At 64.4% G+C, this 26875-nt stretch carries 25 protein-coding genes and 1 pseudogene; 7 read left to right on the top strand and 19 right to left on the bottom strand.

The features are described from left to right. Positions 1-8: 8 nt before the first annotated feature. From AB4Y36_RS21350 to AB4Y36_RS21325, 6 genes are all read right to left on the bottom strand, one after another. A complete protein-coding gene (locus AB4Y36_RS21350; protein ID WP_368684016.1) occupies positions 9-1577 on the bottom strand; it encodes a Re/Si-specific NAD(P)(+) transhydrogenase subunit alpha in 1569 nt (522 codons plus the stop codon). A gap of 222 nt (positions 1578-1799) precedes the next feature. Beyond that, positions 1800-2057 carry a hypothetical protein gene (locus AB4Y36_RS21345; protein ID WP_069267849.1) on the bottom strand — a complete coding sequence of 86 codons (258 nt, stop codon included), beginning with the start codon at positions 2055-2057 and terminating at the stop codon, positions 1800-1802. An 18-nt stretch (positions 2058-2075) separates the two neighbouring features. Next, positions 2076-2510 carry a PAS domain-containing protein gene (locus tag AB4Y36_RS21340; RefSeq protein ID WP_368684015.1) on the bottom strand — a complete coding sequence of 145 codons (435 nt, stop codon included), beginning with the start codon at positions 2508-2510 and terminating at the stop codon, positions 2076-2078. A gap of 160 nt (positions 2511-2670) precedes the next feature. After that, positions 2671-3921 (bottom strand): formyl-CoA transferase, encoded by a 1251-nt coding sequence (frc, locus tag AB4Y36_RS21335; protein WP_069267850.1) that lies wholly within the window; start codon positions 3919-3921, stop codon positions 2671-2673. Between the two features lie 54 nt (positions 3922-3975). Next, the gene (gene oxc, locus AB4Y36_RS21330; RefSeq protein WP_368684014.1) at positions 3976-5724 is read right to left on the bottom strand and encodes an oxalyl-CoA decarboxylase; all 1749 of its coding nucleotides are present in this window, start codon (positions 5722-5724) and stop codon (positions 3976-3978) included. A gap of 342 nt (positions 5725-6066) precedes the next feature. Continuing rightward, positions 6067-6786, bottom strand: coding sequence for a GntR family transcriptional regulator (locus AB4Y36_RS21325; RefSeq protein ID WP_069267852.1), 720 nt, complete (start codon positions 6784-6786; stop codon positions 6067-6069). Between the two features lie 217 nt (positions 6787-7003). Here AB4Y36_RS21325 and AB4Y36_RS21320 point away from each other — a divergent pair, with 217 nt between their 5' ends. After that, positions 7004-7399, top strand: coding sequence for a hypothetical protein (locus AB4Y36_RS21320; protein WP_342945619.1), 396 nt, complete (start codon positions 7004-7006; stop codon positions 7397-7399). A gap of 114 nt (positions 7400-7513) precedes the next feature. Here AB4Y36_RS21320 and AB4Y36_RS21315 read toward each other — a convergent pair whose 3' ends face one another. Next, positions 7514-9229, bottom strand: a complete 1716-nt coding sequence (locus tag AB4Y36_RS21315; RefSeq protein ID WP_368684013.1) for a long-chain fatty acid--CoA ligase — start codon at positions 9227-9229, stop codon at positions 7514-7516. An 81-nt stretch (positions 9230-9310) separates the two neighbouring features. Next, positions 9311-10084 (bottom strand): SDR family oxidoreductase, encoded by a 774-nt coding sequence (locus AB4Y36_RS21310; protein ID WP_342945617.1) that lies wholly within the window; start codon positions 10082-10084, stop codon positions 9311-9313. Positions 10085-10454: 370 nt separating this feature from the next. Between AB4Y36_RS21310 and AB4Y36_RS21305 the strand changes: the two genes are divergently transcribed. The 3 genes from AB4Y36_RS21305 (at position 10455) to AB4Y36_RS21295 (ending at position 15234) form a co-directional block, all read left to right on the top strand. Continuing rightward, positions 10455-11561: a porin gene (locus tag AB4Y36_RS21305; protein ID WP_368684012.1), complete on the top strand. Its 1107-nt coding sequence runs from the start codon at positions 10455-10457 to the stop codon at positions 11559-11561. Between the two features lie 452 nt (positions 11562-12013). Continuing rightward, positions 12014-13231 carry an MFS transporter gene (locus tag AB4Y36_RS21300; RefSeq protein WP_069267857.1) on the top strand — a complete coding sequence of 406 codons (1218 nt, stop codon included), beginning with the start codon at positions 12014-12016 and terminating at the stop codon, positions 13229-13231. Between the two features lie 197 nt (positions 13232-13428). Further along, on the top strand, positions 13429-15234 hold the full coding sequence (locus tag AB4Y36_RS21295) for an AMP-binding protein (RefSeq protein WP_342945615.1): 1806 nt from the start codon (positions 13429-13431) through the stop codon (positions 15232-15234). 28 nt (positions 15235-15262) lie between these two features. Here AB4Y36_RS21295 and AB4Y36_RS21290 read toward each other — a convergent pair whose 3' ends face one another. The 5 genes from AB4Y36_RS21290 to AB4Y36_RS21270 form a co-directional block, all read right to left on the bottom strand. After that, entirely contained in the window at positions 15263-15649 is a 387-nt protein-coding gene (locus AB4Y36_RS21290; protein WP_368684011.1) for a hypothetical protein, read from the bottom strand. A 66-nt stretch (positions 15650-15715) separates the two neighbouring features. After that, the gene (locus AB4Y36_RS21285) at positions 15716-17317 is read right to left on the bottom strand and encodes an FAD-binding protein (protein WP_368684010.1); all 1602 of its coding nucleotides are present in this window, start codon (positions 17315-17317) and stop codon (positions 15716-15718) included. A 25-nt stretch (positions 17318-17342) separates the two neighbouring features. Continuing rightward, positions 17343-18167, bottom strand: coding sequence for an anti-sigma factor (locus AB4Y36_RS21280; RefSeq protein WP_368684085.1), 825 nt, complete (start codon positions 18165-18167; stop codon positions 17343-17345). Positions 18168-18238: 71 nt separating this feature from the next. After that, positions 18239-18745: a sigma-70 family RNA polymerase sigma factor gene (locus tag AB4Y36_RS21275; RefSeq protein ID WP_069267926.1), complete on the bottom strand. Its 507-nt coding sequence runs from the start codon at positions 18743-18745 to the stop codon at positions 18239-18241. 69 nt (positions 18746-18814) lie between these two features. Continuing rightward, on the bottom strand, positions 18815-18961 hold the full coding sequence (locus tag AB4Y36_RS21270) for a hypothetical protein (protein ID WP_342945612.1): 147 nt from the start codon (positions 18959-18961) through the stop codon (positions 18815-18817). A gap of 539 nt (positions 18962-19500) precedes the next feature. On the opposite strand from AB4Y36_RS21270, the gene hfq reads away from it, so the two are divergent. Together hfq and AB4Y36_RS21260 are read left to right on the top strand one after the other, a co-directional pair. Beyond that, on the top strand, positions 19501-20001 hold the full coding sequence (gene hfq / locus AB4Y36_RS21265) for an RNA chaperone Hfq (RefSeq protein ID WP_342945611.1): 501 nt from the start codon (positions 19501-19503) through the stop codon (positions 19999-20001). A 235-nt stretch (positions 20002-20236) separates the two neighbouring features. After that, positions 20237-20425, top strand: coding sequence for a hypothetical protein (locus AB4Y36_RS21260; RefSeq protein WP_342945610.1), 189 nt, complete (start codon positions 20237-20239; stop codon positions 20423-20425). Between the two features lie 143 nt (positions 20426-20568). Here the strand turns inward: AB4Y36_RS21260 and AB4Y36_RS21255 are convergent, their stop codons facing one another. Together AB4Y36_RS21255 and AB4Y36_RS21250 are read right to left on the bottom strand one after the other, a co-directional pair. Next, on the bottom strand, positions 20569-21318 hold the full coding sequence (locus AB4Y36_RS21255; protein WP_069267863.1) for a DUF2968 domain-containing protein: 750 nt from the start codon (positions 21316-21318) through the stop codon (positions 20569-20571). 48 nt (positions 21319-21366) lie between these two features. Further along, a pseudogene (locus tag AB4Y36_RS21250) lies at positions 21367-21504 on the bottom strand (Fis family transcriptional regulator); the annotation flags it as partial. Between the two features lie 140 nt (positions 21505-21644). On the opposite strand from AB4Y36_RS21250, the gene AB4Y36_RS21245 reads away from it, so the two are divergent. Further along, positions 21645-22109 carry a DUF2147 domain-containing protein gene (locus tag AB4Y36_RS21245; RefSeq protein WP_069267864.1) on the top strand — a complete coding sequence of 155 codons (465 nt, stop codon included), beginning with the start codon at positions 21645-21647 and terminating at the stop codon, positions 22107-22109. 120 nt (positions 22110-22229) lie between these two features. On the opposite strand, the gene AB4Y36_RS21240 is transcribed toward AB4Y36_RS21245, so the two are convergent. The 4 genes from AB4Y36_RS21240 to odhB form a co-directional block, all read right to left on the bottom strand. Further along, positions 22230-22685 carry a transposase gene (locus tag AB4Y36_RS21240; RefSeq protein ID WP_368604102.1) on the bottom strand — a complete coding sequence of 152 codons (456 nt, stop codon included), beginning with the start codon at positions 22683-22685 and terminating at the stop codon, positions 22230-22232. A gap of 160 nt (positions 22686-22845) precedes the next feature. Continuing rightward, positions 22846-23943: a cell division protein ZapE gene (gene zapE, locus AB4Y36_RS21235; protein ID WP_368684009.1), complete on the bottom strand. Its 1098-nt coding sequence runs from the start codon at positions 23941-23943 to the stop codon at positions 22846-22848. Positions 23944-24059: 116 nt separating this feature from the next. Further along, positions 24060-25490 (bottom strand): dihydrolipoyl dehydrogenase, encoded by a 1431-nt coding sequence (gene lpdA / locus AB4Y36_RS21230; protein WP_342945608.1) that lies wholly within the window; start codon positions 25488-25490, stop codon positions 24060-24062. Between the two features lie 101 nt (positions 25491-25591). Beyond that, positions 25592-26860, bottom strand: coding sequence for a 2-oxoglutarate dehydrogenase complex dihydrolipoyllysine-residue succinyltransferase (gene odhB / locus AB4Y36_RS21225; protein ID WP_368684008.1), 1269 nt, complete (start codon positions 26858-26860; stop codon positions 25592-25594). Positions 26861-26875: the final 15 nt, after the last annotated feature.

Raw genomic sequence — 26875 nt, 5'->3', positions numbered from 1 at the left:
ACGTCTCCTCAGGTCCGTTGGAACATCTTCAGCATGCGCTGGGTGACGAGAAAGCCGCCCGCGATGTTGATGGTCGCGACGACGAGCGCAATGCCCGCCAGCACGGTCACGATCGTGCCGGCGTTGCCCGGATGCAGCAACGCGCCGATCACGATGATCCCGCTGATCGCATTCGTCACGCTCATGAGCGGCGTATGCAACGAGGGCGTGACGTTCCAGACCACCTGATAGCCGACGAAAACGGCCAGCACGAACACGGTGAAGTGCGCAACGAACGCGGGCGGCGCGACCGCGCCGAGCGCGAGCAGCAGCAACGCGGTAACGACGAGCGCCGCGAGCGACCAGACGCCGTTGCGGCGCGCGGCCTGCGCGGCGGCTTCTTTCCCGTTGCCGGTCGCGACGGCGACGGACTTCGCCTGTGCAACCGCTTGCGGCGTGGCCGAGACCTGCACCGGCGGCGGTGGCCAGCACACCTGGCCGCGCTGAATGACAGTGGTGCCGCGCTGCACGACGTCGTCCATATCGACCTTCAACTCGCCGTCTTTGGCAGGCGTGAGATCGGTCAGCAGATGGCGGACGTTGGTCGCGTAAAGCTGGCTCGACTGGTTCGCCATGCGGCTTGGCAGATCCGTGTAACCGATGACGGTCACGCCGTTCGCATTCACGACTTCACCCGGGCGAGTGAGTTCGCAGTTGCCGCCCTGCTCGGCCGCCATGTCGACGATCACGCTGCCCGCGCGCATGCACGCCACCGTCTTCGCATCGATGAGGCGCGGCGCCGGTTTGCCGGGAATGAGCGCCGTCGTGATGATGATGTCGACCTCGCGCGCCTGGGCCTCGAACAGCGCCATCTCCGCTTCGATGAACTTCGCGCTCATCTGTTTGGCGTACCCGCCCGAACCGCCGCCTTCCTCCTCGATGTCGATGCTCAGGAACTCCGCGCCCATGCTTTCGACTTGCTGGCCGACTTCGGGGCGCGTATCGAACGCGCGCACGATGGCGCCAAGACCGCGCGCGGCGCCGATCGCCGCAAGCCCCGCCACGCCTGCGCCGATCACGAGCACCTTGGCGGGCGGCATCTTGCCGGCTGCCGTGATCTGCCCGGTGAAAACGCGCCCAAAATGCTGGGCCGCTTCGACGACCGCGCGATAGCCGGCCATGTTCGCCATCGAACTCAACGCGTCGAGCTTCTGCGCGCGCGAGATGCGCGGCACGCAGTCCATCGCGAGCACCGTTGCCTCACGCGCCGCGAGTTGTTCGAGCAGCGCGGCGTTTTGCGCGGGCCAGATGAAACCGATCAGCGTCGCGCCGGGCTTGAGTCGCTGCACTTCTTCGCTCGAAGGCGGACGCACCTTGATGACGATATCCGCGCCGCTCAAGAGCGCCTGCGCGTCGTCCACGACGCGCGCGCCCGCCGCACGGTAAGCGTCGTCCGGGTAGGAGGCACTGGCGCCCGCCGTCGTTTGCACTTCGACGGCGTAGCCCAGTTTGATCAGTTGTGCCACACTTTCTGGCGTCGCCGCTACGCGTCGTTCGCCTTCGTGTATCTCACGTGGGACCGCAATCGTCATCGCCATGATGCGCCTCCCTGCTGCACAAGAGCGCGCGCTGCGGCGAGAACAAACGGAATCGGCGGCGCGCCAATGCATCTGGCGCGCCGAAAGCGTAGCCACGACTTCATGAAACGTCTCCTATGTCGGCCAGAGTTGGCGCTTCAGCGCCTTATTCTGGTTCAACGCAGTTTGGATTTTTGCCTGATGCTGGAATGCTGTATGCCGCCGCTCGATGACGGCTTTGCCCTATGACGTGCCCAGGCTGGGCGAATTGCCGCTCTTGAGAAAAGCGAGCGCCGCCTGGCGCGCACCGGCAATCGCAGCCGCCTCGCTTTCGAATACGGTTTCGTCGACCACCCATTGACGGGGCAATACAGCCGCCGCCGGTTCGTCGGCAGCGGGCTCGACCGCGTGGATCGCGGCGAACGCGGCCCAGCCCCCGTTGTGAATCATTTGTCGGGCCGAGAGTTCGACCTCGAAATGTCCGAGTCTTTCGGTATGCATCGAAGAGCTCCCGAGGTTTCAGGATTGCTGGGCCTGTGCTTCGAGTTCGGTGATGCGTTTCTTGAGCGCGCGCTCCTCCTGGAAACGCGCCGTTTCGTCGCGGATCACGGCGACGATGCCATCGAGTTCGCCCTGCGGCGAGTGCAGCAACGCCACGGTGAAGGCAATGGAAAGCGCCTTGCCCGCCTTGTCCACGGCCGGCACGCGCAGCACGTCGTTGCCATAGCGCGTCTGGCCGGTCGCCATCGTCTTGTGATAGCCCTCCCAGTGGCGGCCGCGCAGCCGCTCGGGAATGATCAGATCGAGCGTCTTGCCGAGCGCTTCTTCCTGCGTATAGCCGAACATACGCGTGGCCGCCGGATTCCAGAATGTGATGTCGCCGGCTGCGTCCGAGATGACGATGGCGTCCCCGATGGCGTTTGCGAGCTGCTCGAAATCGATGGCGGATTGCATGCGATGACTCTGTGGGGGATGTCGTTTATCGGCGCCGCGCGGCACGCATTGCACATGCCGCGCGGCGTCCTGCCTGCCACTCTGGTATTGCGGTGCTGCGCGGGCGCAGCGTTGGCCGCGCCCGCTTCCTGCATTCAGCTTGCGGAACTCGACGCGGAGCTCAAACCGCGCGCACCTCGTGCAGCGCCGCGATCTGCTGCGCCGTGTAGCCGAGGTCGGCCAGCACCTGGTCGGTGTGCTCGCCGAGCAGCGGCGAACCCGTGATTTCCGGCTTCAGGTCCGAGAACTTGATCGGGCTGCCCACCGTGAGGTACGAGCCGCGCGCCTTGTGCGGCACTTCGACGATAGTACCGCTCGCGCGCAGCGACGGGTCATTAGCAATTTCCTTCATGCTGAGCACCGGCGCGCACGGAATGTCGAACTTGCGCAGGATGTCGACCGCTTCGAACTTGGTCTTGTCGGCGAGCCACGCTTCGATCGTCGCGAAGATGTCGAAGATATGCGGTTGGCGCGCCTGCGCCGTAGCGTAGTTCGGGTCGTCGATCCATTCGGGTTTGCCCAGAGCACGGCAGATCGGCTCCCACGCGTGGCCCTGCACCGTGAAGTAGATATACGCGTTCGGGTCCGTCTCCCAGCCCTTGCACTTCAGAACCCAGCCCGGTTGGCCGCCGCCACCTGCGTTGCCACCGCGCGGCACGACGTCGCTGAAGGTGCCGTGCGGGTACTGCGGGTATTCCTCGAGGTAGCCCAGGCGGTCCAGGCGCTGCTGGTCGCGCAGCTTCACGCGGCACAGGTTGACCACGCTGTCCTGCATCGACACGGCCACCTTCTGGCCCTTACCCGTTTTGTCCCGGCCGATCAGCGCCGTGAGAATGCCGATGGCGAGGTGCATGCCCGTGTTGCTGTCGCCGAGCGCAGCGGCGCTCACCGTGGGCGGACCGTCCCAGAAGCCCGTGGTCGAGGCTGCGCCTCCCGCGCACTGCGCGACGTTCTCGTAGACCTTGAGGTCGTCGTAGTGGTGGCCTTCGCTGAAGCCCTTCACCGAAGCAACGATCATCTTCGGGTTGAGTTCCTTGATGCGCTCCCACGTGAAGCCCATGCGGTCCAGTGCGCCGGGGCCGAAGTTTTCGACCATCACGTCCGATTCGCGAATCAGCTTTTCCAGCACTTCCTTGCCTTCGGGCTTCTTCGTGTCGAGCGTGAGCGAGCGCTTGTTGCTGTTGAGCATGGTGAAGTACAGGGCATCGACTTCGGGAATGTCGCGCAATTGCGAGCGCGTCACGTCGCCGGCGCCGGGGCGCTCCACCTTGATCACGTCCGCACCGAACCACGCGAGCATCTGCGTGCAGGCGGGACCGGCCTGTACGTGCGTGAAGTCGATGATCTTGATACCGTCGAGGGGTTTGCTCATTTCTCGTATCTCCTGGTCTACCTGATCGATCTGATCTAGCTGATTTATGGGGGCTTATTTCTTCATGGCCGCGCTTTGCGGATTCAGATTCGTGAGACGACCGCTTTCGGTCCCGGCCGATTCGTCGATGACTGCGTTGATCAACGTGGGCTTGCCCGACGCGATCGCTTCGAGCAGCGCGCTCGTGAGTTCTTCGGGCGTCGTCGCCTGATGGCCGATGCCGCCGAAGGCCTCGATCATCTTGTCGTAGCGCGCGTTCTTCACGAACACCGTCGGCGCGACGTCGCAGCCGCCGCTCGGGTTGATGTCCGTGCCGCGATACACACCGTTGTTGTTGAACACGATGGTGCAGACCGGCAGGTTGTAACGGCAGATCGTTTCCAGCTCCATGCCCGAGAAGCCGAACGCGCTGTCGCCCTCGATCGCCACGACCTGCGTGCCGCTCGTCACCGCCGCGCCGATCGCGAAGCCCATGCCGATGCCCATGATCCCCCACGTGCCCGAGTCGAAGCGCTTGCGCGGCTGGTACATGTCGATGATGCTGCGCGCGTAGTCGAGCGTGTTCGCGCCTTCGTTGACCACGTTGATGTCGGGGCGCGTCTTGAGCACGTCGCGGATGGCGCGCAGCGCGCTGTGGAAGTTCATCGGCGACGGGTTCTTCGCGAGCGTCGCGGCCATCTTTTCGAGGTTCTTGTTCTTGCGTTCGGCCACGGCATCGAGCCACTCTGCCGGCGGCTTCGGGAAGTCAGTGCCGAGGCCGGCCACGAGCGCTTCCACGCACGAACCGATGTCGCCGATCACCGGCGCTTCGATGGCGACGTTGCTGTCGATTTCCGTCGGGGCGATGTCGACCTGCACGAACTTCTTCGGTCCGGCGGCCGCGCCCCAGGTCTTGCCCTTGCCATGCGAGAGCAGCCAGTTCAGGCGAGCGCCGATCAGCACCACGGCGTCCGACTCGGCCAGCACGAACGAGCGCGCGGCCGACGCCGACTGCTCGTGCGTGTCGGGCAAGAGCCCCTTGGCCATCGACATCGGCAGATACGGAATACCGCTCTTCTCGACCAGTTCGCGGATTTGCGCGTCGGCCTGGGCGTAGGCGGCGCCCTTGCCGAGCAGGATCAGCGGACGCTTTGCATTCCTGAGCACTTCGATAGCGCGTTGCACCGCATCCGGTGCGGGAATCTGGCGCGGCGCCGCGTCGACGACCTTGATGAGCGATTGCTGGCCCTTCACCGCGTCGATGGTCTGCGCAAGCAGCTTGGCCGGCAGGTCGAGATACACGCCGCCGGGGCGGCCCGAGACGGCCGCGCGAATCGCGCGCGCAATGCCGACGCCGATGTCCTCGGCGTGCAGCACGCGATACGCCGCCTTGGCATAAGGCTTCGCCGCGTTGAGCTGGTCCATCTCTTCGTAGTCGCCCTGCTGCAAGTCGACGATCTCGCGCTCGCTCGAACCGCTGATGAGAATCATCGGGAAGCAGTTCGTGGTCGCGTTGGCCAGTGCCGTGAGGCCGTTCAGGAAACCCGGCGCGGAGACGGTCAGGCAGATGCCCGGCTTCTTCGTCATGTAGCCCGCCACGGCCGCGGCGTTGCCGGCGTTCTGCTCATGCCGGAAGCCGATGAAGCGCATGCCCTCGGCCTGCGCGAGACGGGCGAGATCGGTAATCGGAATACCGACGAGACCGAAGATCGTGTCGATATCGTTGAGTTTCAGCGCGTCGATGACGAGATGAAAACCATCGGTCGTTTGCTGCGCTTGGGGCACAGGGTTCTGCTGTGCCTCGTTGATGCCTGCTTCTGCCATGACGTCTCCTCTTTGGCGGGGCGTTGTGCGATCCGTGATATACAATATTCCACACACAGTATTAGTCAAGACGTTTTTTTATCCATGCCGCGTTTGCTGCACTGCATCGCGCCGCGCTGCACCGTTGCGGTCTCGTTCGATCGCTCGCCAAGCGGCAAACGTTGATGCGGCACACCATGGGCAAGCACCTACAATCGGCCCAAACGTCCCAACGAACTTGTTACGGACTCCATACTTTTCTTTCAGCATTGCGACGCTCATTCAGACGACCTGCGTATCGATGCCCCTGACTCATGCGCCGAGCCGATATGAACCGGCGGATCGACGCGGCGCCCCTACGTGTCAGTCCAGAAAATCGCAGTTGGCTTCCACGAACAGCGCGAGTTCGATCGAGTGCTGCCGCACGAGCTGCTCGACGCGCTCGGTGTCGCGCGCCTCGAGCGCTTCGATAATGCGCATGTGCTCCACGATCGAGCGCGACGCGCGATCGCTCTGCGCGATCGTCATGCGCCGGATCGCGCGCACATGCATGAAGATGTTCTTGATGGTGTCGACGATGATGGGCGACTTCGATAGCTCCACCAGTGACTGGTGAAACATGATGTTCGCTTCCGAGTACTCCTCTATGTGGTCCGATGGCGTCGAATCGCCGAAGGTCGCGAACATGCGCCGCAGACCCGCGATGTCGTCGTCCGAGGCGCGTTGCGTGGCGAGGCGCGCGGCGATGCTTTCGAGCGCGGCCCACATATAGATCATCTCCACGATCTCCTTGCGCGTCTTGCGCAGGATGTAAACACCGCGGCGCGGCACCGTGCGCAGAAAGCCCTCCTGTTCCAGCAGCGTCATCGCCTCGCGAACCGGCGTTCGGCTCACGCCGAGCTTCTCGGTCAATTCCTTCTCGTCTAGCCGGATCTCGTCTCGCGAGCGGTAGATGTCGGTTTCGGCAATGGCCTGCTTGAGCTTCGCGTAAGCCTGATCGCGCAGCGAAGCGGTTGCGTTGATCGGCTCCAGCGTCAAGGTGACCGGGGGCATCCCGGTGACGAATTCTCTTTCGGCGGACATCGGTCGTTTGTCTCCAACGTTCTGTTTAGCCGGCGCTGCTGGGTGATTTCATATTTCCAATACAATATATCAGTACAGCGCTCGTGGCTAAGCGGGGTTTACGCGGACCGGATGCAGGTCTCGCTAGATTGGCCAGCCTAATCCTCAACCCATACAGCCTTACTTATATTTTTCTAAAAAAACTTTAACTATCGTTTATTCATTGGCGCTTCTACTCTTGCTTCACGCCACTCGACATGAGGAGACAGCCATGAGCCACCTGGACACCCGCCAAGATCGTCAACTGGAAGCGCAGCTGTGCGCGTTCAATACGGCATTCGCCGAACTCGGCCTGCGTTTTCGCTGGGATGCACGTACGCTCTACTCGCTCGCATCGATCGCCGGCGAATATGCGCGCGTCGCCGCCTATATCGAGACGAATCACCCGCATCTGCTGAAGGCGTACAGCATGGAGTTCCTGTGCGAGGCGATCCTTGCTCGCAAGAACGCACAGGCGCCCGGTGAATGGCCGCTGGCCGCGCCCGCTCAACGCGGTTCACAGGAATGGGGAATGGCAGCCGCGATGGAGCAGGATTGGCGCGAAGGCGGTTTGCCTGCACTTGCCGGCGCCTGATGCGCAAGGGCGAAGTGCGAGCCCGATAAAGACGAAACCCGGCTGGATTCGCGCGCGTTAGCGCGCTATCCAGGCGGGCTCGATATTGAAGGACAACGAAGGAGAACTGCGCGTTCAGGCGTTGCGGCGCGCCTCGGCCTCTTGTTCCTGCAGCTTGCGCCACAGAATCTTGCCGCTGCCCGACTTCGGCAGGGCGTCCACGAACTGCACGATGCGCGGCGCTTTGTACGCGGCCATGTTGTCGTGCGCCCAGGCGATGATGTCGTCTTCGTTCACGCTGCCGGCCTGTTTCGGATCGAGCACGACCACGGCCTTCACGGTCTCGCCGCGGCGCGCGTCCTGGGTACCAATGATGCACACCTCGTTGATCGCCGGATGCCGGTACATCAGCGCCTCGACCTCGGCCGGCCAGACCTTGTACCCCGACGCGTTGATCATGCGCTTGAGGCGGTCGGTCATGAAGTAATAGCCTTCTTCGTCGCGCCGCACGAGGTCGCCCGTGCGCAGGAAGCGCTTGCCGTCGCGTTCGATGAACGCTTCGCTCGTCGCCTTGGGGTTGCGCCAGTAGCCCCGCATCACTTGCGGCGCATGCATGATCAGCTCGCCCGATTCGCCTGGCGGGACCTCCTCCAGCGTGATCGGATCGATCACGCGCGAGTCGACATCGAATACCGGAATGCCGAGACATTGCGGCTTGGGACGCTGCGGCGGATTGATATGGGTGCCTGCCATCGTTTCCGACATGCCGTAGCCCTCGACGAAGTCGAGCCCGGTGAGATCCTTGAGCTTCTTGACGACTGCGTCGGGCATCGTCGCGCCGCCGCCGCGCATCCAGGCGAGGCTCGACAGGTCGTACTCGTGAATGCGCGGGTTCGAGATGAAGTCCACCACCATCGTCGAGATCGCCTGCCAGCCGTTGATGCGGTAATGCTCGATCGCACGCGCTGCAGCGTCGCGATCCCAGCGCGGCAGCAACACCACCGTCGAGCCGTTGTAGATCGGACTGTTCATGCCGCCCTGCATACCGGTTACGTGAAAGAGCGGCAGCACCGAAAGCTGTACGGCATCCTGATTGCTTCCGAACCAGTTGCAACCGCCCACGGCCGTCGCCATCACGCTGCGATGCGTGTGCATGCAGCCTTTGGGCTTGCCCGTCGTGCCCGAGGTGTACGGCATCACGCAGAGGTCGTCGGGACCGGCGGTCAGCGCGCCGGGTACGCAGCGCGCCTCGAGCACGTCGACCCAGTGCGCAACGCCCGGACCGCTCACAGTGCGCGGTGCGCTCACGAACTCGGGCGGCGGCGAAAACGGCTCGCACTTCAGATAGTCGCTATACGTCGCAACGAGCAGATGCTGCAGGCCCTCACCTTCCTGCACGAGCGGCGCAATACGCGGGTAGAGGTCCTGCGCGACGAAAGCCGTGGTCGCGCCGCTGTCTTCCACGTAGTGCGCGAGTTCCTCGGTGAGGTTCATCGGGTTGACCGGCACGACCACGGCGTTGGCGCGCAGGATGCCGTAGTAAGCGATGACCCACTGTGGGCTGTTCTGCATGTAGAGCAGCACGCGGTCGCCGGCCTTCACGCCGCATTCCTGCTGCAGATAGCCGGCTACGCGCTCGGCCTCGTCCTTGAACTGCGCGAACGTGACGGGCGTGTCGTAGAAGACGATGAACGGCTTGTCGGGATAGCGTGCCGCCGACACCTCTGCGTTATAGAAGAGGTTCGTTTGCGGAATGCTCAGATGCGGGGAAAGATGCGAGGGCCAATGCGGCGAGGCCGGCAGCGGCGATGACGGTGAATGTGCAGAAGGCGTCGGGGCGGACGTGGACATGGCGGGCTCCGTCGGGCAAGACTTGTGAAGAACGCGGCCGCCAACTGCTCGCTGAGCGCTGGCGCCGCGTACCGTGCGGAATCAGACGATGCTCGCGCCGCCATCCACGGCGAGATATTGACCCGTCATATGCCGCGACGCCTGGCTCGCGAGAAACACCACGGCGCCCTTGAGATCGTCGTCGTCGCCGAGACGGTGCAGCGGCGTATGGTCGATCACCACCTGTCCCAGCTTGTCGAGCAGGCCCGCCGACATCTTCGAGGGAAAGAAGCCCGGGCAGATCGCGTTCACGTTGATGTTGTACTTGCCCCATTCGGCAGCCAGCGCACGCGTAAAGTTGATGGCCGCCGCCTTCGAGGTGTTGTACGCGATGGTCTGCATGGGTCCGAGCGCCCCCTTCAGGCCGGCAATCGAAGCCACGTTGATGATCTTGCCACGCTGGCGCGGGATCATGCTGCGCTTGCCCACTTCGCGCGCGAGGAAGAACGGCGCGTTCACGTTCAGGTTCATGACCTTGTGCCACGCCTCGTCGGGATAGTCCTCCGCAGGGGCGCCCCACGTGGCGCCCGCATTGTTCACGAGAATGTCGATCTGCCCGCCGGCCGCCAGCGTCTCGTCCACGAGCGGCTTGACGGCCTCGGCGCGCTGCAGGTCGCTCACGATCGTGGTCGCCTTGATGCCGAGCGCCTGCAGATGGGCCGCCGCCTCGGCCAGCTCGTCGGCCTTGCGCGCCGTGATCACCACGTGGCAGCCCATCTCGCCGAGCGCCTGCGCCATCTGTAGACCCAGCCCGCGCGAGCCGCCGGTAACGAGTGCGACCTGACCGCCCAGCTCGAACATTTCCCTGACCCGCATGCTTTCGTCTCCTTGATGTCTGTCGACCGGCCGACGTTCCGGATTGCGGAACGCGATGAGATACCAAGGATTCTAGCGAGGCCCGCTAGTCAGGAAAATAGGGAAAAGCACGACCGTTCATTAAACGGCATTTGTGCCTTTGCCGCCGGCGATATGCGGGTTGGGTCGGCTGAAAAAACAAACATGCGGCGAGTTAATTGCGCGCGCAACCGTTGCAATCGCGCGACAGCCAGCGTTTTCACCCCTTCACCAAGCGTCTATCATCGGCCCCCCGGCCGGCATCCACTGGCCCGGCATACGAAAAATTCGGGCCCCGGCACCCCGGCGGCCCGACGCACTGACAACACGCAGCAGAAGAAAGGATTCCACCGTGAGACATACCCAGATCGCATCCGCCCTCGGCGGCCTCGCCCTCGCATTGGCTTGCCAGCACAGCTTCGCGCAAAGCTCGGTCACGCTGTACGGCATCGTCGACACCAGCATCCGCTACCTCACGAACGCCAACTCGCACAACGACAACGAACTGCAGATGACGCAAGGTCCGGTCACCGGCAGCCGCTGGGGCCTGAAGGGCTCCGAGGATCTGGGCGGCGGCCTCTCGGCCGTATTCCGCCTCGAGAACGGGTTCAATCTCTGGAACGGCCAACTGGCCAGCTCGAATACGCTGTTCAGCCGGATGGCGTACGTGGGGCTGTCGAGCAACAAGTACGGCACGGTCACGATGGGCCGTCAGAACACGCCCCTGTTCGATCAACTGGGTAACACCTTCGACCCGCTGACCGTAGGCAACTTCGACCAGGACGGCTGGCTGCCGGGCGCACTCGGCTACGGTCTGCGTGAGAACAACTCGGTCAAGTACGACGGCAAGTTCGGCGGCCTCGAAGTCGAAGGCATGTACAGCTTCGGCGGCGTGGCGGGCAGCGTCGGCGCGAGCAACATGTACGGCTTCACGGCCACCTACGCAGCCGGTCCGGTCTCGCTGCTCGCGGGCTACCAGCAGAATAGCGACGCACACAACAACAAGTACCGCGTGGCCAACCTCGGCGCGGTCTATGCGCTCGGTCCTGTGCACCTGTACGGCGGCTGGCTGTGGGGGCAGGACAATACGGGCGTGGTCGACCAGTACATGGCAGCCGCAAACTCGCCCGCGGCGATCAACTTCGTGACGCCCGTGACGAAAACCAACCGTATCGACAACGGTCTCTATGCGGGTGCCACGTGGCAGGTCAGCTCGCCGCTGTTGCTGACCGCAGCGTACTACTACGACCACGCAAAGAACGGCCTCAATGAAGACGGCGTGACGCTCAGCACCGGCGTGCGCTACTCGGCAGTCCTGCTGGCCGAGTACTCGCTGTCGAGGCGCACCGAAGTCTATGGCACGGTCGACTTCATGCGCGGCACCGGTTCGGCAACGGCCGACTTTCCGGGTCGCAACAACCAGACCGGCGTCGCCGTCGGCTTTCGCAACATCTTTTAATAGCGGATTGCCTCGCCGGGTCTGATGACCGGCACGGCGGCGGCGGGGCATCTGGATAGCGCACACGAGTGTCAACGCGCGCCTTCTCAACGCAAACGAGCGGACAAATGCCCGCTCGTTTGCATTCATTCATGCGCATCGATTAACTCATTCGCACATTGAGTGACCTTCATTTAAATTACATTTAAATTACTAATAAAACAAAAAGCTTTCGCATTTAGCTGAATCCCCCAGGGATTACTACGGGTTCCAGTCAACATGCATGCAAATGTTTAATGCCGGGCGTACACTGCTGGCGCGTAGCCCATTGCGGGGGGGCCGCTCCAAGCCACACAATCAAGCCACACAAGGCAATGCCGACACATGCATGAGATCGCGCGAGGTGCGCAAGCGCCAATTGCGATCGACAGGAGACATGGCATTGCCCCCAGTATCACAGGAGAACAATCAACATGAGCTGGACGCGTGAACAGAAGAACGTCACGATCGCGGCGTACCTGGGATGGACGCTCGATGCATTCGATTTCTTTCTGATGGTTTTCGTTCTGAAAGACATCGCCACCGAATTCAACACCAAAATCCCCGCAGTGGCTTTTGCCATTACGCTGACACTGGCCATGCGTCCGCTCGGCGCGCTGATATTCGGCCGCCTCGCCGACAAATACGGCCGTCGTCCCACGCTGATGGTCAACATCGCGTGCTACTCGATACTCGAACTGCTCACGGGCTTCTCGCCCAACCTCGCGACCTTCATCGTCCTGCGTGCGCTCTTCGGCGTCGCGATGGGCGGCGAGTGGGGCGTGGGCTCGGCGCTCACCATGGAAACCATTCCGCCCAAGTCGCGCGGCATCATTTCCGGGCTGCTGCAGGCGGGCTATCCGAGCGGCTATCTGCTCGCCTCGATCGTGTTCGGTGTGCTGTACCAGTACATCGGCTGGCGTGGCATGTTCTTCGTCGGCGTGCTGCCCGCGCTGCTCGTGGTCTATGTGCGTATGCACGTGCCCGAGTCGCCGGCCTTCAAGGAGATGGAAAAGCGCCCGCGTCCGAGCCTGCTCACCACGCTCAAGCACAACTGGAAGCTCTCCCTGTACGCCATCGTGCTGATGACGGCGTTCAACTTCTTCTCACACGGCACGCAGGATCTGTATCCGACCTTCCTGCGCGAACAGCATCACTTCGATCCGCACACGGTTTCAATCATCACCATCGTGCTCAATATCGGCGCGATCGTGGGTGGCCTCTTCTTCGGTCGGATTTCCGAAAGTATCGGCCGCCGCAAGGCAATCTTCATCGCCGCGCTGATCGCGCTGCCGGTGCTGCCGCTGTGGGCGTTCTCGCAAGGGCCGGTGCTGCTCGCGCTCGGCGCGTTCCTCATGCAGATTTCGGTGCAGGGCGCCTGGGGCGTGATCCCGGTTCACCTCAATGAAATCTCGCCTGACGAAGTGCGTGCGACCTTCCCCGGCCTCGTCTATCAGCTCGGTAACCTGTTCGCTTCGGTGAACGCCACGCTGCAGGCGTCGCTCGCCGAAACGCACAACCAGGACTACTCGATGGCCATGGCGATCGTCGCCGGCACGGTCGCCATCGTGATCGCTGTGCTGATCCCGTTCAGCCGCGAACGTCGAGGCATCGACATGACGCAGACCGCGAAAGAGGTGTCGGGCGTCTGACGTGCCCGCGGCCCCGTAACGCCGCACCGCAGCACCACCATGAAAGGCCGTGCCGGGTTCGCCCGCACGGCCTTTTTGCTGGTTTTGACGATGGTCGAACACCCGCGTGCGCACACAGGGTAAGACCTCCTGGCCGCACGGCGCGCGGCGTTGCATGATGAAAGGCACTCGGTTGCGCTACCGTCCGGAGATCCACTATGAGCGACACGCCCCAGCCCGATCCGGCGAGCCCGGTGGCAGCTTGCGCACCTCAGGCGGCCCCACCTCAGGCGGCCCCTCCCAACACCGACGGCATCTGGTACGCCTCGTACCCTCCCGGCGTGCCGCGCGAAATCCCCGCAAGCCAGTACGCCTCGCTCACCCATTACTTCGACGACTGCACGGCGCGCTTCAGCGAGCGCGTCGCCTACGTGAGCGCCGGCTCGCCGATGACCTACGCCGCACTCGCCCGCAAGGCCACGGCGTTCGCATCCTGGCTGCAAGGCGCGGGCGTGCAGCCAGGCGAGCGAGTCGCGATCATGCTGCCCAACACCTTGCAGTATCCGGTTGCCCTCTTCGGCGCGCTCAAGGCCGGCGCCGTGATCGTCAACGTCAACCCGCTCTACACCGTGCGCGAGCTCGAGCATCAGTTGCAGGACAGCGGCGCGCAGACCATCGTCGTGTTCGAGAACTTCGCCGCCACGCTCGAAGCGGCGCTGCCCGGCACACAGGTGCAACGCATCGTCGTGACGGCGCTCGGCGACTTGCTGGGCGAAGGGCTAAACCTCAAGGGCCGCTTCGTCAACGTCATGCTGCGCCACGTGAAGAAGATGGTGCCGCCCTACCACCTGCCGCGTGCCGTGCGCCTGCTCGATGCACTCGCGCAAGGCGCGCGCGCCCCGCACGCGCCGGTGGCGACCCACGCCGACGATCTCGCGTTCCTCCAGTACACGGGCGGCACCACGGGTGTCGCGAAGGGCGCGATGCTCACGCACGGCAACGTGCTCGCGAACGTGCAGCAGGCAAAGGCGTGGATTGGCAACCAGTTCGACGCCAACGCCGAGACGGTGCTTACACCCTTGCCGCTCTATCACATCTATTCGCTCACCATCAATGCGCTGATCTTCCTCGCGCTCGGCGGACGCAACATCCTGATCGCCAATCCGCGCGACATGAAGCGCGTGATGAAGGTACTGGAGCACGAGACGTTCAGTTGCATCAGCGCGGTCAACACGCTCTATAGCGCGCTGCTCGACAACGCGGCGTTCCGCCAGCGCGACTTCTCGGGCCTCAAACTCGCGATGGCGGGCGGCATGGCCATGCAGAAGGCCGTTGCCGACCGGTTCCGGGCCGTCACGGGCAAGCCCGTCGTGGAAGGCTACGGTCTCACCGAGTGCTCGCCGATCGTTTCGATGAATCCCGTCGATATCGCGCATGCAGAGGGAGACGAGGCGCATCCGGAAGGCTCGATCGGGCTGCCCGCGCCGTCCACGCAGGTGCGCTTTCGCAGGGACGACGGCACGTGGGCCGGCATCGGCGAAGCCGGCGAGCTCTGTGTCAAGGGTCCGCAAGTGATGAAGGGCTACTGGAATCGCCCGGACGAAACGGCAGAGGTGTTTGCCGACGGGTGGCTCACGACCGGCGACATCGGCATGATGGATGCGCGCGGTTATATCCGTCTCGTCGACCGCAAGAAGGACATGATTCTCGTGTCGGGATTCAATGTGTATCCGAACGAGATCGAGGACGTGGTCGCGATGCACCCCGGCGTGCGCGAGGTGGCGGCGATCGGCGTGCCCGATCCGGTGCAGGGCGAGCGCGTCAAGGTGTTCATCGTGAAGCGCGATCCCGCGCTCACGGAAGCCGCGCTGATCCAGTTCTGCCGCCAGCAGCTCACGGGCTACAAGGTGCCGCGCATCGTGGAGTTCCGTGAGTCGCTGCCGCAATCGACCATCGGCAAGATCCTGCGGCGCCAGCTGCGCGACGAAGAAATCGCAAAAGCGGCGAAGAAGTCGCAGACATGAGATGTCGATGCGCTATTGCTAAGGTTGCCTAAGCGAAGTCGCGCAGCGTCACCCCGCGCGCGCTGGCTAGCCGCGCGAGTACGAATCGGTCCGAGGGACGCAACGCGCCAGTCAAGTCCGCGCCAGGCTCGAGGCGCCGGGCGATCCGCGCGTGCCACAGTGTGCCGATGTCGCTATCGGCCGTGTCGGCGCAGCCGTCGCCGATGGCCCACGCAACACATCCCGCGCGCGCCGCTGCGCGCGCGAGCACGCGGCCCTGCTCGAGCGCCGGGTCGAACACTGCGGCGCCTGGCGCATCCAACGCTGCACCCGCACGAGGCGCGCGTACGCCCAACGCAACGCTGAGCGCATGCGCCTGCCAAGCCGCGCCTAGCGCCACGGCCCCGGCATCGCAGAGAAAAGCCCGTCTGTCCATCGTGTCCTCCGTGCGCCTTGCAACGAATCCTTCCCGCCAATCGCTACGCAGTCTTGATTAAATCGATCACGTATAGCCGCGCTCCGCACGCCACGCCTCGGGCCAGATGCCCTGCTTGCCCGGCGAGAGGACGCCCTGCGGATCGAGTGCGTCTTTCACGGTTTGCGCAAGACGCAACAGCGCGCCGTCGTTGAAGGCGTACTGCGCCGCGGCGTAGTCCATGTAGAGCAGATGCGAGCGGTAGACACCGTAGCCGGCCGCGCCCGCGTCGCTCATCAGCGCGCGCAGCAGGTCCCCCGCGCGGGCTGCATCGTCGCGGCGCTCGCGCGCGAAGATCGCCGCGAATACATGATGCAGATAGCGCCCCGCCGCGGTGAAACCGCCGTAGTAATCGAAACCGTACTCGGCCGCGCGCGCCTTGACGAGCGCGTACTGGCGCAGCGCGTCGCGGCCATCAGCGGGACACAGCGGCGAGAAGTCCACGTGCGCGCCGTCGCCACCGCGCCAGTCGAGCATGCGAAACGCGCTCATCGCGGGAATGCCGGCGAGATTGCGGTCAGCGCCGCCCCGCGGTTCGTCGCCTTCGGCATAGCGACGCGCCGAGAAACGCACACCCGGTACGCCGGCAAACGCACGCTCGACGATGCGCCGTTCCACGTCGATCACCTCGGGCTCGCCATAAAGCGCATAGTGCAGATTCCAGCGGCCCACGCCCAGATCGCGCTGCATCGCGGCGACGGCGGCCTCGGGCATCGCGCCCTCGCCTTCGTACCAGCGAGCGCGAGGCGCGAGGCTCGCGGCGCGGCGGATCGCGCCTTCGATCGCTGCGTGCTGACGTATCGTGCCGCCGAGCTGCAACGCTCGCAGCGTATCGACGAGCACGCCGAGATCGTCCTCACGCGCGAACTGGATCTCGCCGATCACGAAGGCCCGCGGGGCGGGCATGAGCCAGAGCCCCATCTTCGTGACGACACCGTAGTTCGACTGCGTAAAGAGCGCATCGAACGAAGGCCCGTAGCCCGGCCGGTAGAGTTGCCACGCCGTGCCGTTTTCGATCGCCCCCATGCCGGTGCGCACTACATCACCGTTGGCGAGCACGACCTCCATGCCGCACTGCGAGGCGGCGTGGTCGCCATAGGCGGTCGTCCCGAAGCCGCGCTCGAGCGTATTGCCGACCACGCTGCCCCAGCCCGCCGCGGGCGGATCGACCCACAGGCGCAGATGCTGTTCGCGCAGATGTGCGTGCAAATCGAAGTAGCTCACGCCCGGCTCGACGCGCGCCCATGCGAGGCGCTCGTCCACTTCGAGGATCCGGTTCAGGCGCTGCAGGTCGAGGACGACCGAGCCCGCCAGACGCGGCGCGGCACCGCCATAGGCGAAGTTGCGCCCCGCGGAAACGGTCCACAGCGGCACGCGCGTTTCGTTCGCGACACGCAGGATCGCGCGGATCTCTTCGACACTTGCGGGGAGGATCGCAGCGGAAGGGGCGAAGGCGTGCGCATCGGCGAGCGGTACGAACGGATCGAAATACGGATCGAGCGCTGCGCCGCCACGGCAGACGTTCGGCGCGCCCACGATGCCTTCGAACGCGGCGAGCGCACGCGCGAAACGGGCCTCGTCGATGCCAGGAGGCAAGGTGGGCGCGGCACGGCGCGCGGGGTCGCTCATGGGCCTGCTCCGCCGGCGTCGCGCATCACCACTGCCCGGGCTTGCCGCCCAGCGCGCCGCATACGTCCAGCGCGATCTCGCGCAGCTTCGGTTCTGTCTGCGGCCCGGAGAGCGCATAGCCCGTGCGTTCGGTGCTCCAGTAGAACGTCCGGCGGTTGCCGTCGCGCAAGAGGCGCACGGGGTCCCGGTCCCGGGCCGAACTGGCCACGTAGAGCGTGAGGCGCTCGCCCGCATCGTTCTCGTACATGAATTGCGCGGCCGGCCCCGTGTTGCCGGGCAAGAGACGCCCGCCCACCAGCGTATAGCCGTATTCGGCCAGCGACGGCACCGAGAGCGGCTTGCCTAGCCGCCTGGAGAGCCACGCGACGAGATGCGCCTCGTCGGCCGCGCCCACTTCCACGGGATGCCGCTGCTCCGGCGAATACACCGCGTAGGCGATGTCGGCGCGGCGCGCAAACGCTTCGGGCGTTTCGCTGCGCGCGGCCGCCGGCGCGGAGACGGCTGCCAGTTCTGGAGCCAGGCCCGGCGCGAGCCGCGGCACGAGCGCGGTGGCCGCCACCGCGAGCCCCGCGCCCACCGCCACCCACGACGCCGCGATGCCGGCGCGCCACCACCACGGCACGCCCCCACGCAGGACGAACACGGCGGGCGCGCTGCCTGCCGGTTCGGCTGCGCCGGGCGCGGCACCCTCGCCCGCGACGCGCGCGCCTTCACACAACGCCTGCAGCGCGGCCTTCTGCGCGCGATAGGCCGCGACGCGCGCCGCTGCCCGCGGATCGTCGGCGAGGCGCGCCTGCAGCGCCTCGCACTCGCCCGCGGGCAGTTCGCCGTCGACGAAAGCGCCCAGCATCGTAAGGTCCTCTTCTGGCGAAGCCGGCGGCACGCCTTCGCCGTCGCGTTCGTGGCCGAGATCGTTGTCGTTCATCGTAGCGTCCCCACCACCCTGAGCGGCGCCGCGCGTTGCGCCGGATCGCGCCCCGGATCCTGCACCGGCCCCGTATCGAGCAACGCTCGCAGATGCTCGCGCGCTCGCGACAGGCGCGACATCACCGTGCCGGCCGGCACCCCGAGCACCGCCGACGCCTCGCTGTAGCTCAACTCCTCCACGCACACGAGCAGCAGCACCTCGCGCTGCGCCGCAGGCAACGCATAGAGCGCGCGCTGCAGATCGCGCAGCACGAGACCGTCGACCTCGCCGTGCGGCGCCTCGAGCGTGCGCCACGGCGCAGCTTCGTCGTCGACGGCAATCTCACGCCGGCCGCGCAACTGATCGATGTACAGATGGCGCAGGATCGTGAGCAGCCACGCGCGCAGATTGCTCTGCGGGCGAAACGAAGTCCAGCGCGAAAGCGCACGCTCCGCGGCGTCCTGCACGAGGTCGTCAGCCCAGGCGGCGTCGCCCGTCAAGGCGCGCGCATAGCGGCGCATGGGTCCGAGCTGCGCCACGACCTGCGCTTCGAACTCCGGCGACGGATGACGCAACACGCCGCACGCCGCTCAGTAGCCGCCGCCCGACGAGCCGCCCGAACTGCTCGACGACGCCCCGCCTGAATTCATGTCGCTGCAAGCCGTGAGGCCGGCTCCCGCGACGCCTGCCAGCGCCACACAAACGAGACACGCGAGACCTTTGCGAAGCCGCTCCATGATCACCTCCACTGGGTTCATCACCGATATCGCGTTAAACGTTGCAGCGGGTGCGCTTATTCCGCGCAGGCGGCGATTTCGGTTTTCGTGTGCCGCCGCACGGAACGAAGCCCTCGGGCACCGCGAGAATCATCGCAAGCGGATCGAAAACCATCGTGTCATCGTATAAGCGTGTGATCCGCCTCGAATCGGTCGAGCATGGCTGGCCGTCTTGGACTACGCTGTGTGAGTGAGTGCATGCGCGTCGAAAGGTCGCGCGGGTCTGTCAATCCGCGGGCCTGTCGTCGGCAGGCCTCTTTCCGAAAACCGCTGTCGCTGCCCATCGCTACCTGTCATCCGGACACGCCCCTTCCCGGCAGCCGACGACAAGGGACGCAGCGATGCATTTTTCGTCAATCTGCGGTCGCGGCCGCGAGCCGGTATAGTTCTGCAGTAAGCTTACTTTCCCGCACGCGCGCTTCGCCGACACAAGGTAGAATCGCGGCGAGCAAACGTTTCCAACTGATTGCGGCATTGCGCCGCCTGGCCAAATCTAGTCCATGCCTTCCGCAGAATCGCACCCGCAAAACGACTTCATGAACGCCGCGCGTAAGGAAAGAAAGCGCGTCGAAATCTATCTGGTCAACGGCATTCGCCTGACCGGATGCATCGAGTCGTTCGATCAGTATCTGGTGATGCTGCGCACGCCCGTTGGCCTGCAAGGCATCTACAAGCGCGCCATTTCGACCATCCAGCTCGACACCGGCACCCGTCCGGGTCCGCGCCCGGGCGGCGCTCGCAGCTCGCACGGCGAGCATACGAGCCGCGGCCCGCACGGCAGCCACGGTGGCCATGGCCCGCGTGAACAACGAGAACCGCGTGAACCGCGCGAGCCACGTGAAAACTGGTCGGCGCCGTCGGGCGCGCCGTCGGGCGCATCGAGCGCCCCCGGCAATGACCGTGGCTCTCAGGACGGCCCGGTCGTCGTCACGCGCCGCCGCCGCCTCTACGGCGCGGTGAACAACGGCGGCAACGGCGGCGAAGGCTCGGGCAACAGCTAAGCCGCTGCTGGCTGGCGTACTCGCTGCACGGTACGCCGATCACGCCGACATTCAGTACAGTACGGGCGCGCCTTGGCGCGCCTGCTTGTTTGTGCGCGCGTTTCCTACAGCTACGGTGCGGTTGCGTTCAGTTTCGTTCCACCGTCTTCCGACGCGCTCTGACAGCCGTGACTCGCGGTCACGATTCCGGCTTTGCGTTATTCTGGGCGTGACGAATATCGCAACGGAGACCGCCATGAGCGCATCCAAGCCGAAAGCCCCGCAACCCTCGCAACAAGACCCGCTCGACGAAGCGCTCGAAGAAACCTTCCCCGCGAGCGATCCGATCGCCGTCGACCCCTCGCCTGCCGGCTCTCAACCGAAGCCCCATTCCGCAGACGAAACTCGCAAGGGTCGCGACACGCATCGCCACGGCAAGCACTGAGCGCGACCCGAACGATCGCACCATAAAGAAAGGCGGAGCGCCCATGACGCTCCGCCTTTTGCGTGCCGCATACGCGTGTTCCGCGCAACCCGTTGCACAGCCGGGCGCCGGGTGAGCACGCTGGCCACACCGCGCACCGGCGATTAGCGGATCGGCAGACCGCCTTCCACTTGTTGCTGCAGTTCGCGCACTTGACGCTGGACCGTGCGCAGTTGCGCCTGGGCGGCCGTCTTCTGCGCCTGCAACGCGTTCGCCTGATCGCGGCCCTGCTTCTGCCGGTCGGCGACAAGCGCCTGCTGCTCGCGCGCGATAGCCAGATCCGCCTGGAGCCGGTTCGCGTGGTCCTGCGTGAGCGCGATCATGCGGTCCGTGAACGCCTTCTGCGCTTCGAGGCGCGTGCGGCGAATTTCCACTTCGGCGAGCTGGCCCGACTTCACCGCGAAGTCGCGATAGATGGCTTCAGCACGCGTCTCGTCGCTCGTCTTGATCACGCGCCAGAACGTCTTGTTCTGGAACAGCGTGACGTAGTACGTCATTTCCTTGCCGTAAAACAGCAAGCTTGCGCCATACGAGCCGTTGTAGGTCGTGCGCAGTTCGGCGAGATCCGAGCCTCGCAGCATCTCCTGCAGCTCGGCGACGTTGCCCGCGGCGTTCTGCTTCGCTTCATCCGGCGTGAGTACGCCCGGCTGGCTCGCTGCCAAAGGCAACGCAGGGGTTGCGGCCTGATCGTCCTGCACTGCGGGTGCGGCGGTGGTCTGTGCTACGGGCGCCGCTGCTGCTGCATTCGCTGCTGCTGAATTGTCAGGCGGCGTCTGTGCGCAGCCCGTACCGATTCCCCCGATTAATACCAGCGCCGCCAGAGCGGTGCGACGAACTCTCCACTTGTAGTCCATGTAGTACCTGCTTTGAACAGTTCTAATTTTTACAAATCGGCACAATTATTACTCACTTTCACGTGTTTCGGGCCACTCGTAGAAAATTTGCCGATTACGTATCTTTTCCCACAACACATAGCAAGAATTTCCTGGGAATTGCGCGCTGTCCTTGCATCGCCAGCCGTTTTGGTCCAGCGCGGCCAGGGCCGACCAAACTAGAGTTCCTTCTCTCAAACGCGCGCGATGCTTTCCAGTATCCTGCCCTGACCTTGCGGCTTGCCAGGCGTGCCTGGCGCGACGCACGGTCAGCGTCGACACGACAAACAACATCAGTGGAGGAAGACATGAATCGAGTCATCGGACGCGCGGCGCGCCACGTTGCGCTTGCGAGTGCACTGCTATGCGGCGCCCTCGCCGCGCACGCTCAAACCGACACGCCCGTCGGCGTCTGGCAGACCATCGACGATCACACCGGCCAGCCGAAAGCGCTCGTGCAGATCAGCGCCGACGCCAACGGCGACCTGAGCGGCAAGGTCATCAAGGGCCTCGGCGCGACTGATCAGCCCGATCGGCGCTGCACGGCCTGCACCGACTCGCGCAAGGATCAGTTGATCCTCGGCATGACGATCATCGACAGCATGAAAAAGACCGCTGAGGGGTATGACGGCGGGCACATTCTCGACCCTGAGAACGGCAAGGTGTACCGCTGCAAGATGCATACGGAAGACGGCGGCCAGAAACTCGTCGTGCGCGGCTATATGGGTATTTCGCTGCTTGGCCGCTCGCAAACCTGGGTGCGTCAGCAGTGACTGCATGCGTGAGCGGATCGACCTGAGGACCGGTGCACAAACCAGCCAGGGGACCTGGGAGACGAAACCGGCCGAAGCGCGCACATGAGCCGCTTCGGCCGGACTTCATCAGCGCCGGTATTACGCTGTGTGGCGATACACGGAGCGACAGGTGAAAGGCTGCGACTGCGCGGACGCGCTCGCCACCAGGACGAACGGCGAATTGCGCGGCACGTTGCGCGCCGCTTCCTGCCTGCGCGCCGCTTTTTCTGCACGGCTCGCGTGCTTGCGCATGCGCGTTTCGATGGTGTCGCACAACCTCACGCCGTCTTCGCCGAACAACTCGCCCATCACGCGCTTGAGCGCCCCGTTGTAGTGCCAGGTCTTGAAGCGGCGATGGCAGGTTTGATACGAGGGGTAGCGGCGCGGCATGGCCGACCAGTTCGCGCCGCTATACATGACCCACAGCACGCCGTTGAGCACCGAGCGCGTATTGGCGAGCGGCCGTCCGCGCAACTCGGTGCGCGGACGCAGTTCGGGCAGGAGCAGCATCACGCGCTGCCACTCTTCGTCGGTAATATCGCGATGCGGGGTCATGGAAGGTCCTTTGTCAGACGGTGTGCTGACAAACGATATCCACTCACCCCCGCCATCCATATCAGACGAGTCCGAATCTTGAAAAGGGTGCCGCCGCGCTCTTTTGAGACTGGCTCGACGCCTGCGTGACACCCCCTGGACCGGCGCGGACGCCGTGCGCTCAGGTCAGGGCCGTATCGACGATGCGGCGCGGCGTTTCGAGATATTCCTTCGACTGCATTTCGACGATGCGCGACACCGTGCGCGTGAACTCGTTGGCCATCGGGCCTTCCACATAGAGTTCCTCGGGCGGCACCGCGGCCGACATCAGCAGCTTGACCTTGTGGTCGTAGAACACGTCGATGAGCCAGGTGAAGCGGCGTGCTTCGGACTGCATACGAGGCGTCATCTGCGGCACGTCGGAGAGGATCACGGCGTGAAAGCGGCTTGCCAGCTCCAGATAATCGTTCTGCGAACGCGGACCGCCGCACAGCGTCGCGAAATCGAACCACACCACGCCGTCGGCCTTGCGCAGCGCCTTCAGTTCGCGCTTTTCGATGCGCAGCAGCGGGCTTTCGTCGGGGACGGCGGCCAGCTCCGCGAACGAGTGGCGCAGCGCCTTGTCGGCGGCGGCGCCGAGCGGCGTGTGATAGACCTCGACCTGCGCGAGCGTGCGCTGACGATAGTCGATGCCCGCATCGACGTTGAGCACGTCGAGCTTGCTCTTGATCAACTCGATCGCAGGCAGCATGCGGTCGCGATGCAGCCCGTCGGGATAGAGCAGATCGGGATCGTAGTTGGACGTCATCACGAACTGCACGCCGTTCTCGAAGAGACGGTCGAGCAGACGGTAAAGGATCATCGCGTCGGCGATGTCCGAGACGTGGAATTCGTCGAAGCAGATCAGGCGATAACGCTTCGCAATGCGGCGTGCGAGTTCGTCGAGCGGATCGGCCTGGCCCTTGAGCTCTTCGAGCTCACGGTGCACTTCGCGCATGAATTCGTGAAAGTGCAGACGCGTCTTGCGCTGCAGCGGCACGACAGCATAGAAGCTGTCCATCAGGAAGCTCTTGCCGCGCCCAACACCGCCCCACATGTACACGCCGCGCGGCAGGTCCGGGTGAATAAGAAACTTCTTGAAGGCGTTCGAACGCCGCGACTTGTATGCGACCCACTCGTCGTAGCACCGCTGCAGCCGGTCGATCGCGGCGCGTTGCGCCGTATCGGGCTTGTATCCCCGCTTCTGCAGTTCGTTTTCGTAGTATTCGGTGACGTTCATTTTCTGGGCCGCAAATGAGGAAAGGCGGGAGAGCAAAAGCCCACCCGCCTCCGTACGTGATGCTGGGTACTGCGGGGCAGCGCGGCCAAAAAAGTCGGCCGCCCTGCCCTTGGCGCTTACATGTTGAGCGCGCGCTTGTCAGTGGCGAGTGCAGCTTCGCGCATGACTTCGGACAGCGACGGGTGCGGATGGCAGATGCGGCCGATGTCTTCGGCGGCAGCCTTGAATTCCATCGCCACCACGGCTTCCGCGATCAGGTCCGATGCGTTGGCCGAGATGATGTGCACGCCGAGCAGTTCGTCGGTCTTCGCGTCGGCGATCATCTTCACAAAGCCGTCGGCCTTGTTGATGCCGAGCGCGCGGCCGTTCGCCATGAACGGGAACTGGCCCGTCTTGATGTCGCGGCCTTCCGCCTTGAGCTGCTGCTCCGTCTTGCCGACCCATGCGATTTCCGGCTCGGTGTAGATCACCCACGGAATGCAGTTGTAGTCGATGTGCGGCTTCTGGCCGTCGATGATCTCGGCCACCAGCACGCCTTCGTCTTCTGCCTTGTGCGCGAGCATCGGGCCACGCACCACGTCGCCGATCGCGTACACGTTCGGCACCGACGTTGCGCAGTGGTCGTCCACGTCGATGAAGCCGCGCTCATTGGCCTTCAGCCCGATCGCTTCGAGACCGAGGTTGTCGGTGTTCGGCACGCGGCCAACCGACACGATCAGGCGGTCGGCTTCGAGCTTCTGCGCGTTGCCGTCCTTGTCCGTGTAGTTGATCGTGACGCTCTTGTCGGTCGTCGTCACTTCGCCGACCTTCACGCCAACGTGAATGTCGAGACCCTGCTTCTTGAAGAGCTTCGCGGCTTCCTTCGCGAGCGCCTGGTCAGTCGCGCCGAGGAATTCCGGCAGCGCTTCGAGGATCGTGACGTCGGCACCGAGACGGCGCCACACCGAGCCGAGCTCCAGACCGATCACGCCTGCGCCGATCACAGCGAGCTTCTTCGGCACGCTGTCGAACGTGAGCGCGCCTTCGTTGTCGGAGATGATCTTGTTGTCGACCGGAATGCCCGGCAGATGGCGTGCTTTCGAGCCCGTCGCGATGATCACGTTCTTCGCCGTGACGACTTCGGTTTCGCCTTCGCCGCTCACTTCGATCTGCACGCCGGCTTCGTTCTTGCCGGTGAACTTGCCGTGGCCCTTGAGCCACGTGATCTTGTTCTTGCGGAACAGGAACTCGATACCCTTCGTCATCTTCTCGACGATGCCTTCCTTGCGGGCGATCATCTTCGCGACGTCGATCTTCACGTCGCCCACGCTGATGCCGTGGTCAACGAGATGATGCGCGGCATTTTCGAACTCTTCCGACGAGGCGAGCAGCGCCTTCGACGGAATGCAGCCGACGTTCAGGCAGGTGCCGCCGAGCTTCAGCGCGCCGGCCGGGTTCTTCCACTTTTCGATACACGCAACCGACTTGCCGAGCTGTGCGGCGCGGATCGCCGCGATATAGCCGCCGGGGCCGGCGCCGATCACGACGACGTCAAATTCTTTGGACATGGTCATCCTTTCGAGACGTGAGCGCGGCACGCGGAGCCCGGTTTCCGGAATCCGCGCGCACGGCGCTCAGTGTGAGACTTGATGCTTGATGAGGCCGATCTTTACAGGTCGAGCAGCAGACGAGCCGGATCTTCCAGCGCATCCTTCATCGCGACGAGCGACAGGACGGCTTCGCGGCCGTCGATGATGCGGTGGTCGTAAGACATCGCGAGGTAGTTCATCGGGCGGATCACGATCTGGCCGTTCTCCACCACAGCGCGTTCCTTCGTCGCGTGCACGCCGAGGATCGCCGACTGCGGCGGGTTGATGATCGGGGTCGAGAGCATCGAGCCGAACACGCCGCCGTTCGAGATCGAGAACGTACCACCCGTCATTTCTTCGATCGAAAGCTTGCCGTCTTTGGCCTTCTGGCCGAATTCGGCGATCTTCTTCTCGATGTCGGCGAGGCTCATCTGGTCTGCGTTACGCAGGATGGGCACCACCAGACCGCGCGGCGAGCCGACCGCAATACCGATGTCGAAGTAGCCGTGGTAGACGATGTCGTTGCCGTCGATCGACGCGTTGACGAGCGGGAACTTCTTGAGGGCGTGAACCGCAGCCTTCACGAAGAACGACATGAAGCCGAGCTTCACGCCGTGTTCCTTCTCGAACTTGTCCTTGTACTTGTTGCGCAGGTCCATGACCGGCGCCATGTTCACTTCGTTGAACGTCGTGAGGATGGCGTTGGTTTGCTGCGACTCGAGCAGACGCTCGGCGATACGCGCACGCAGACGCGACATCGGCACACGCTGTTCCGGACGGTCGTTGAGCCAGTTCGCAGCCGATGCCGGTGCGTTGACTTGCGGCAGCGCCGGCTTGGCGGCAGCCGGCTTCGCAGCCGGGGCGGCTGCGGGAGCGGCCTTCGGCGCGCCTGCGCCGAGCACGTCCTGCTTCGTGATGCGGCCGTCACGGCCCGTGCCGGCGACGTCGCCGCCTGCGAGACCCTTCTCTGCCATCAGCTTCGTCGCTGCGGGCGAGGCGACCGTGCTGCTTGCCGTCGTTGCGGCGGCGGCAGCCGGTGCAGCTGCGGGAGCCGCGGCGGCAGCCGGCGCGGCTGCGGCTGCGGGCGCTGCAACGGCGCCAGCCTTGGCTTCCGTGTCGATCTTCGCGATCACCTGTTCGCTGGTGACGGTAGCGCCGTCGCCCACGATGATCTCGGCCAGCACGCCGGCAGCCGGCGCGGGCACTTCGAGCACGACCTTATCGGTTTCGATCTCGATGACAACTTCGTCCTGGGCGATAGCTTCGCCCGGCTTCTTCTTCCACTGCAGCATCGTGCCTTCCGACACCGACTCCGAAAACTGCGGAACTTTGACTTCTACGATAGCCATGTGATTTTCCTGAAT

The sequence above is a fragment of the Paraburkholderia sp. BR10936 genome (assembly GCF_040965735.1).
Taxonomy (GTDB): domain Bacteria; phylum Pseudomonadota; class Gammaproteobacteria; order Burkholderiales; family Burkholderiaceae; genus Paraburkholderia; species Paraburkholderia nodosa_A.
Note: the sequence above shows the minus strand (reverse complement) of the source record. Positions and strands in the feature narration are given on the sequence as shown.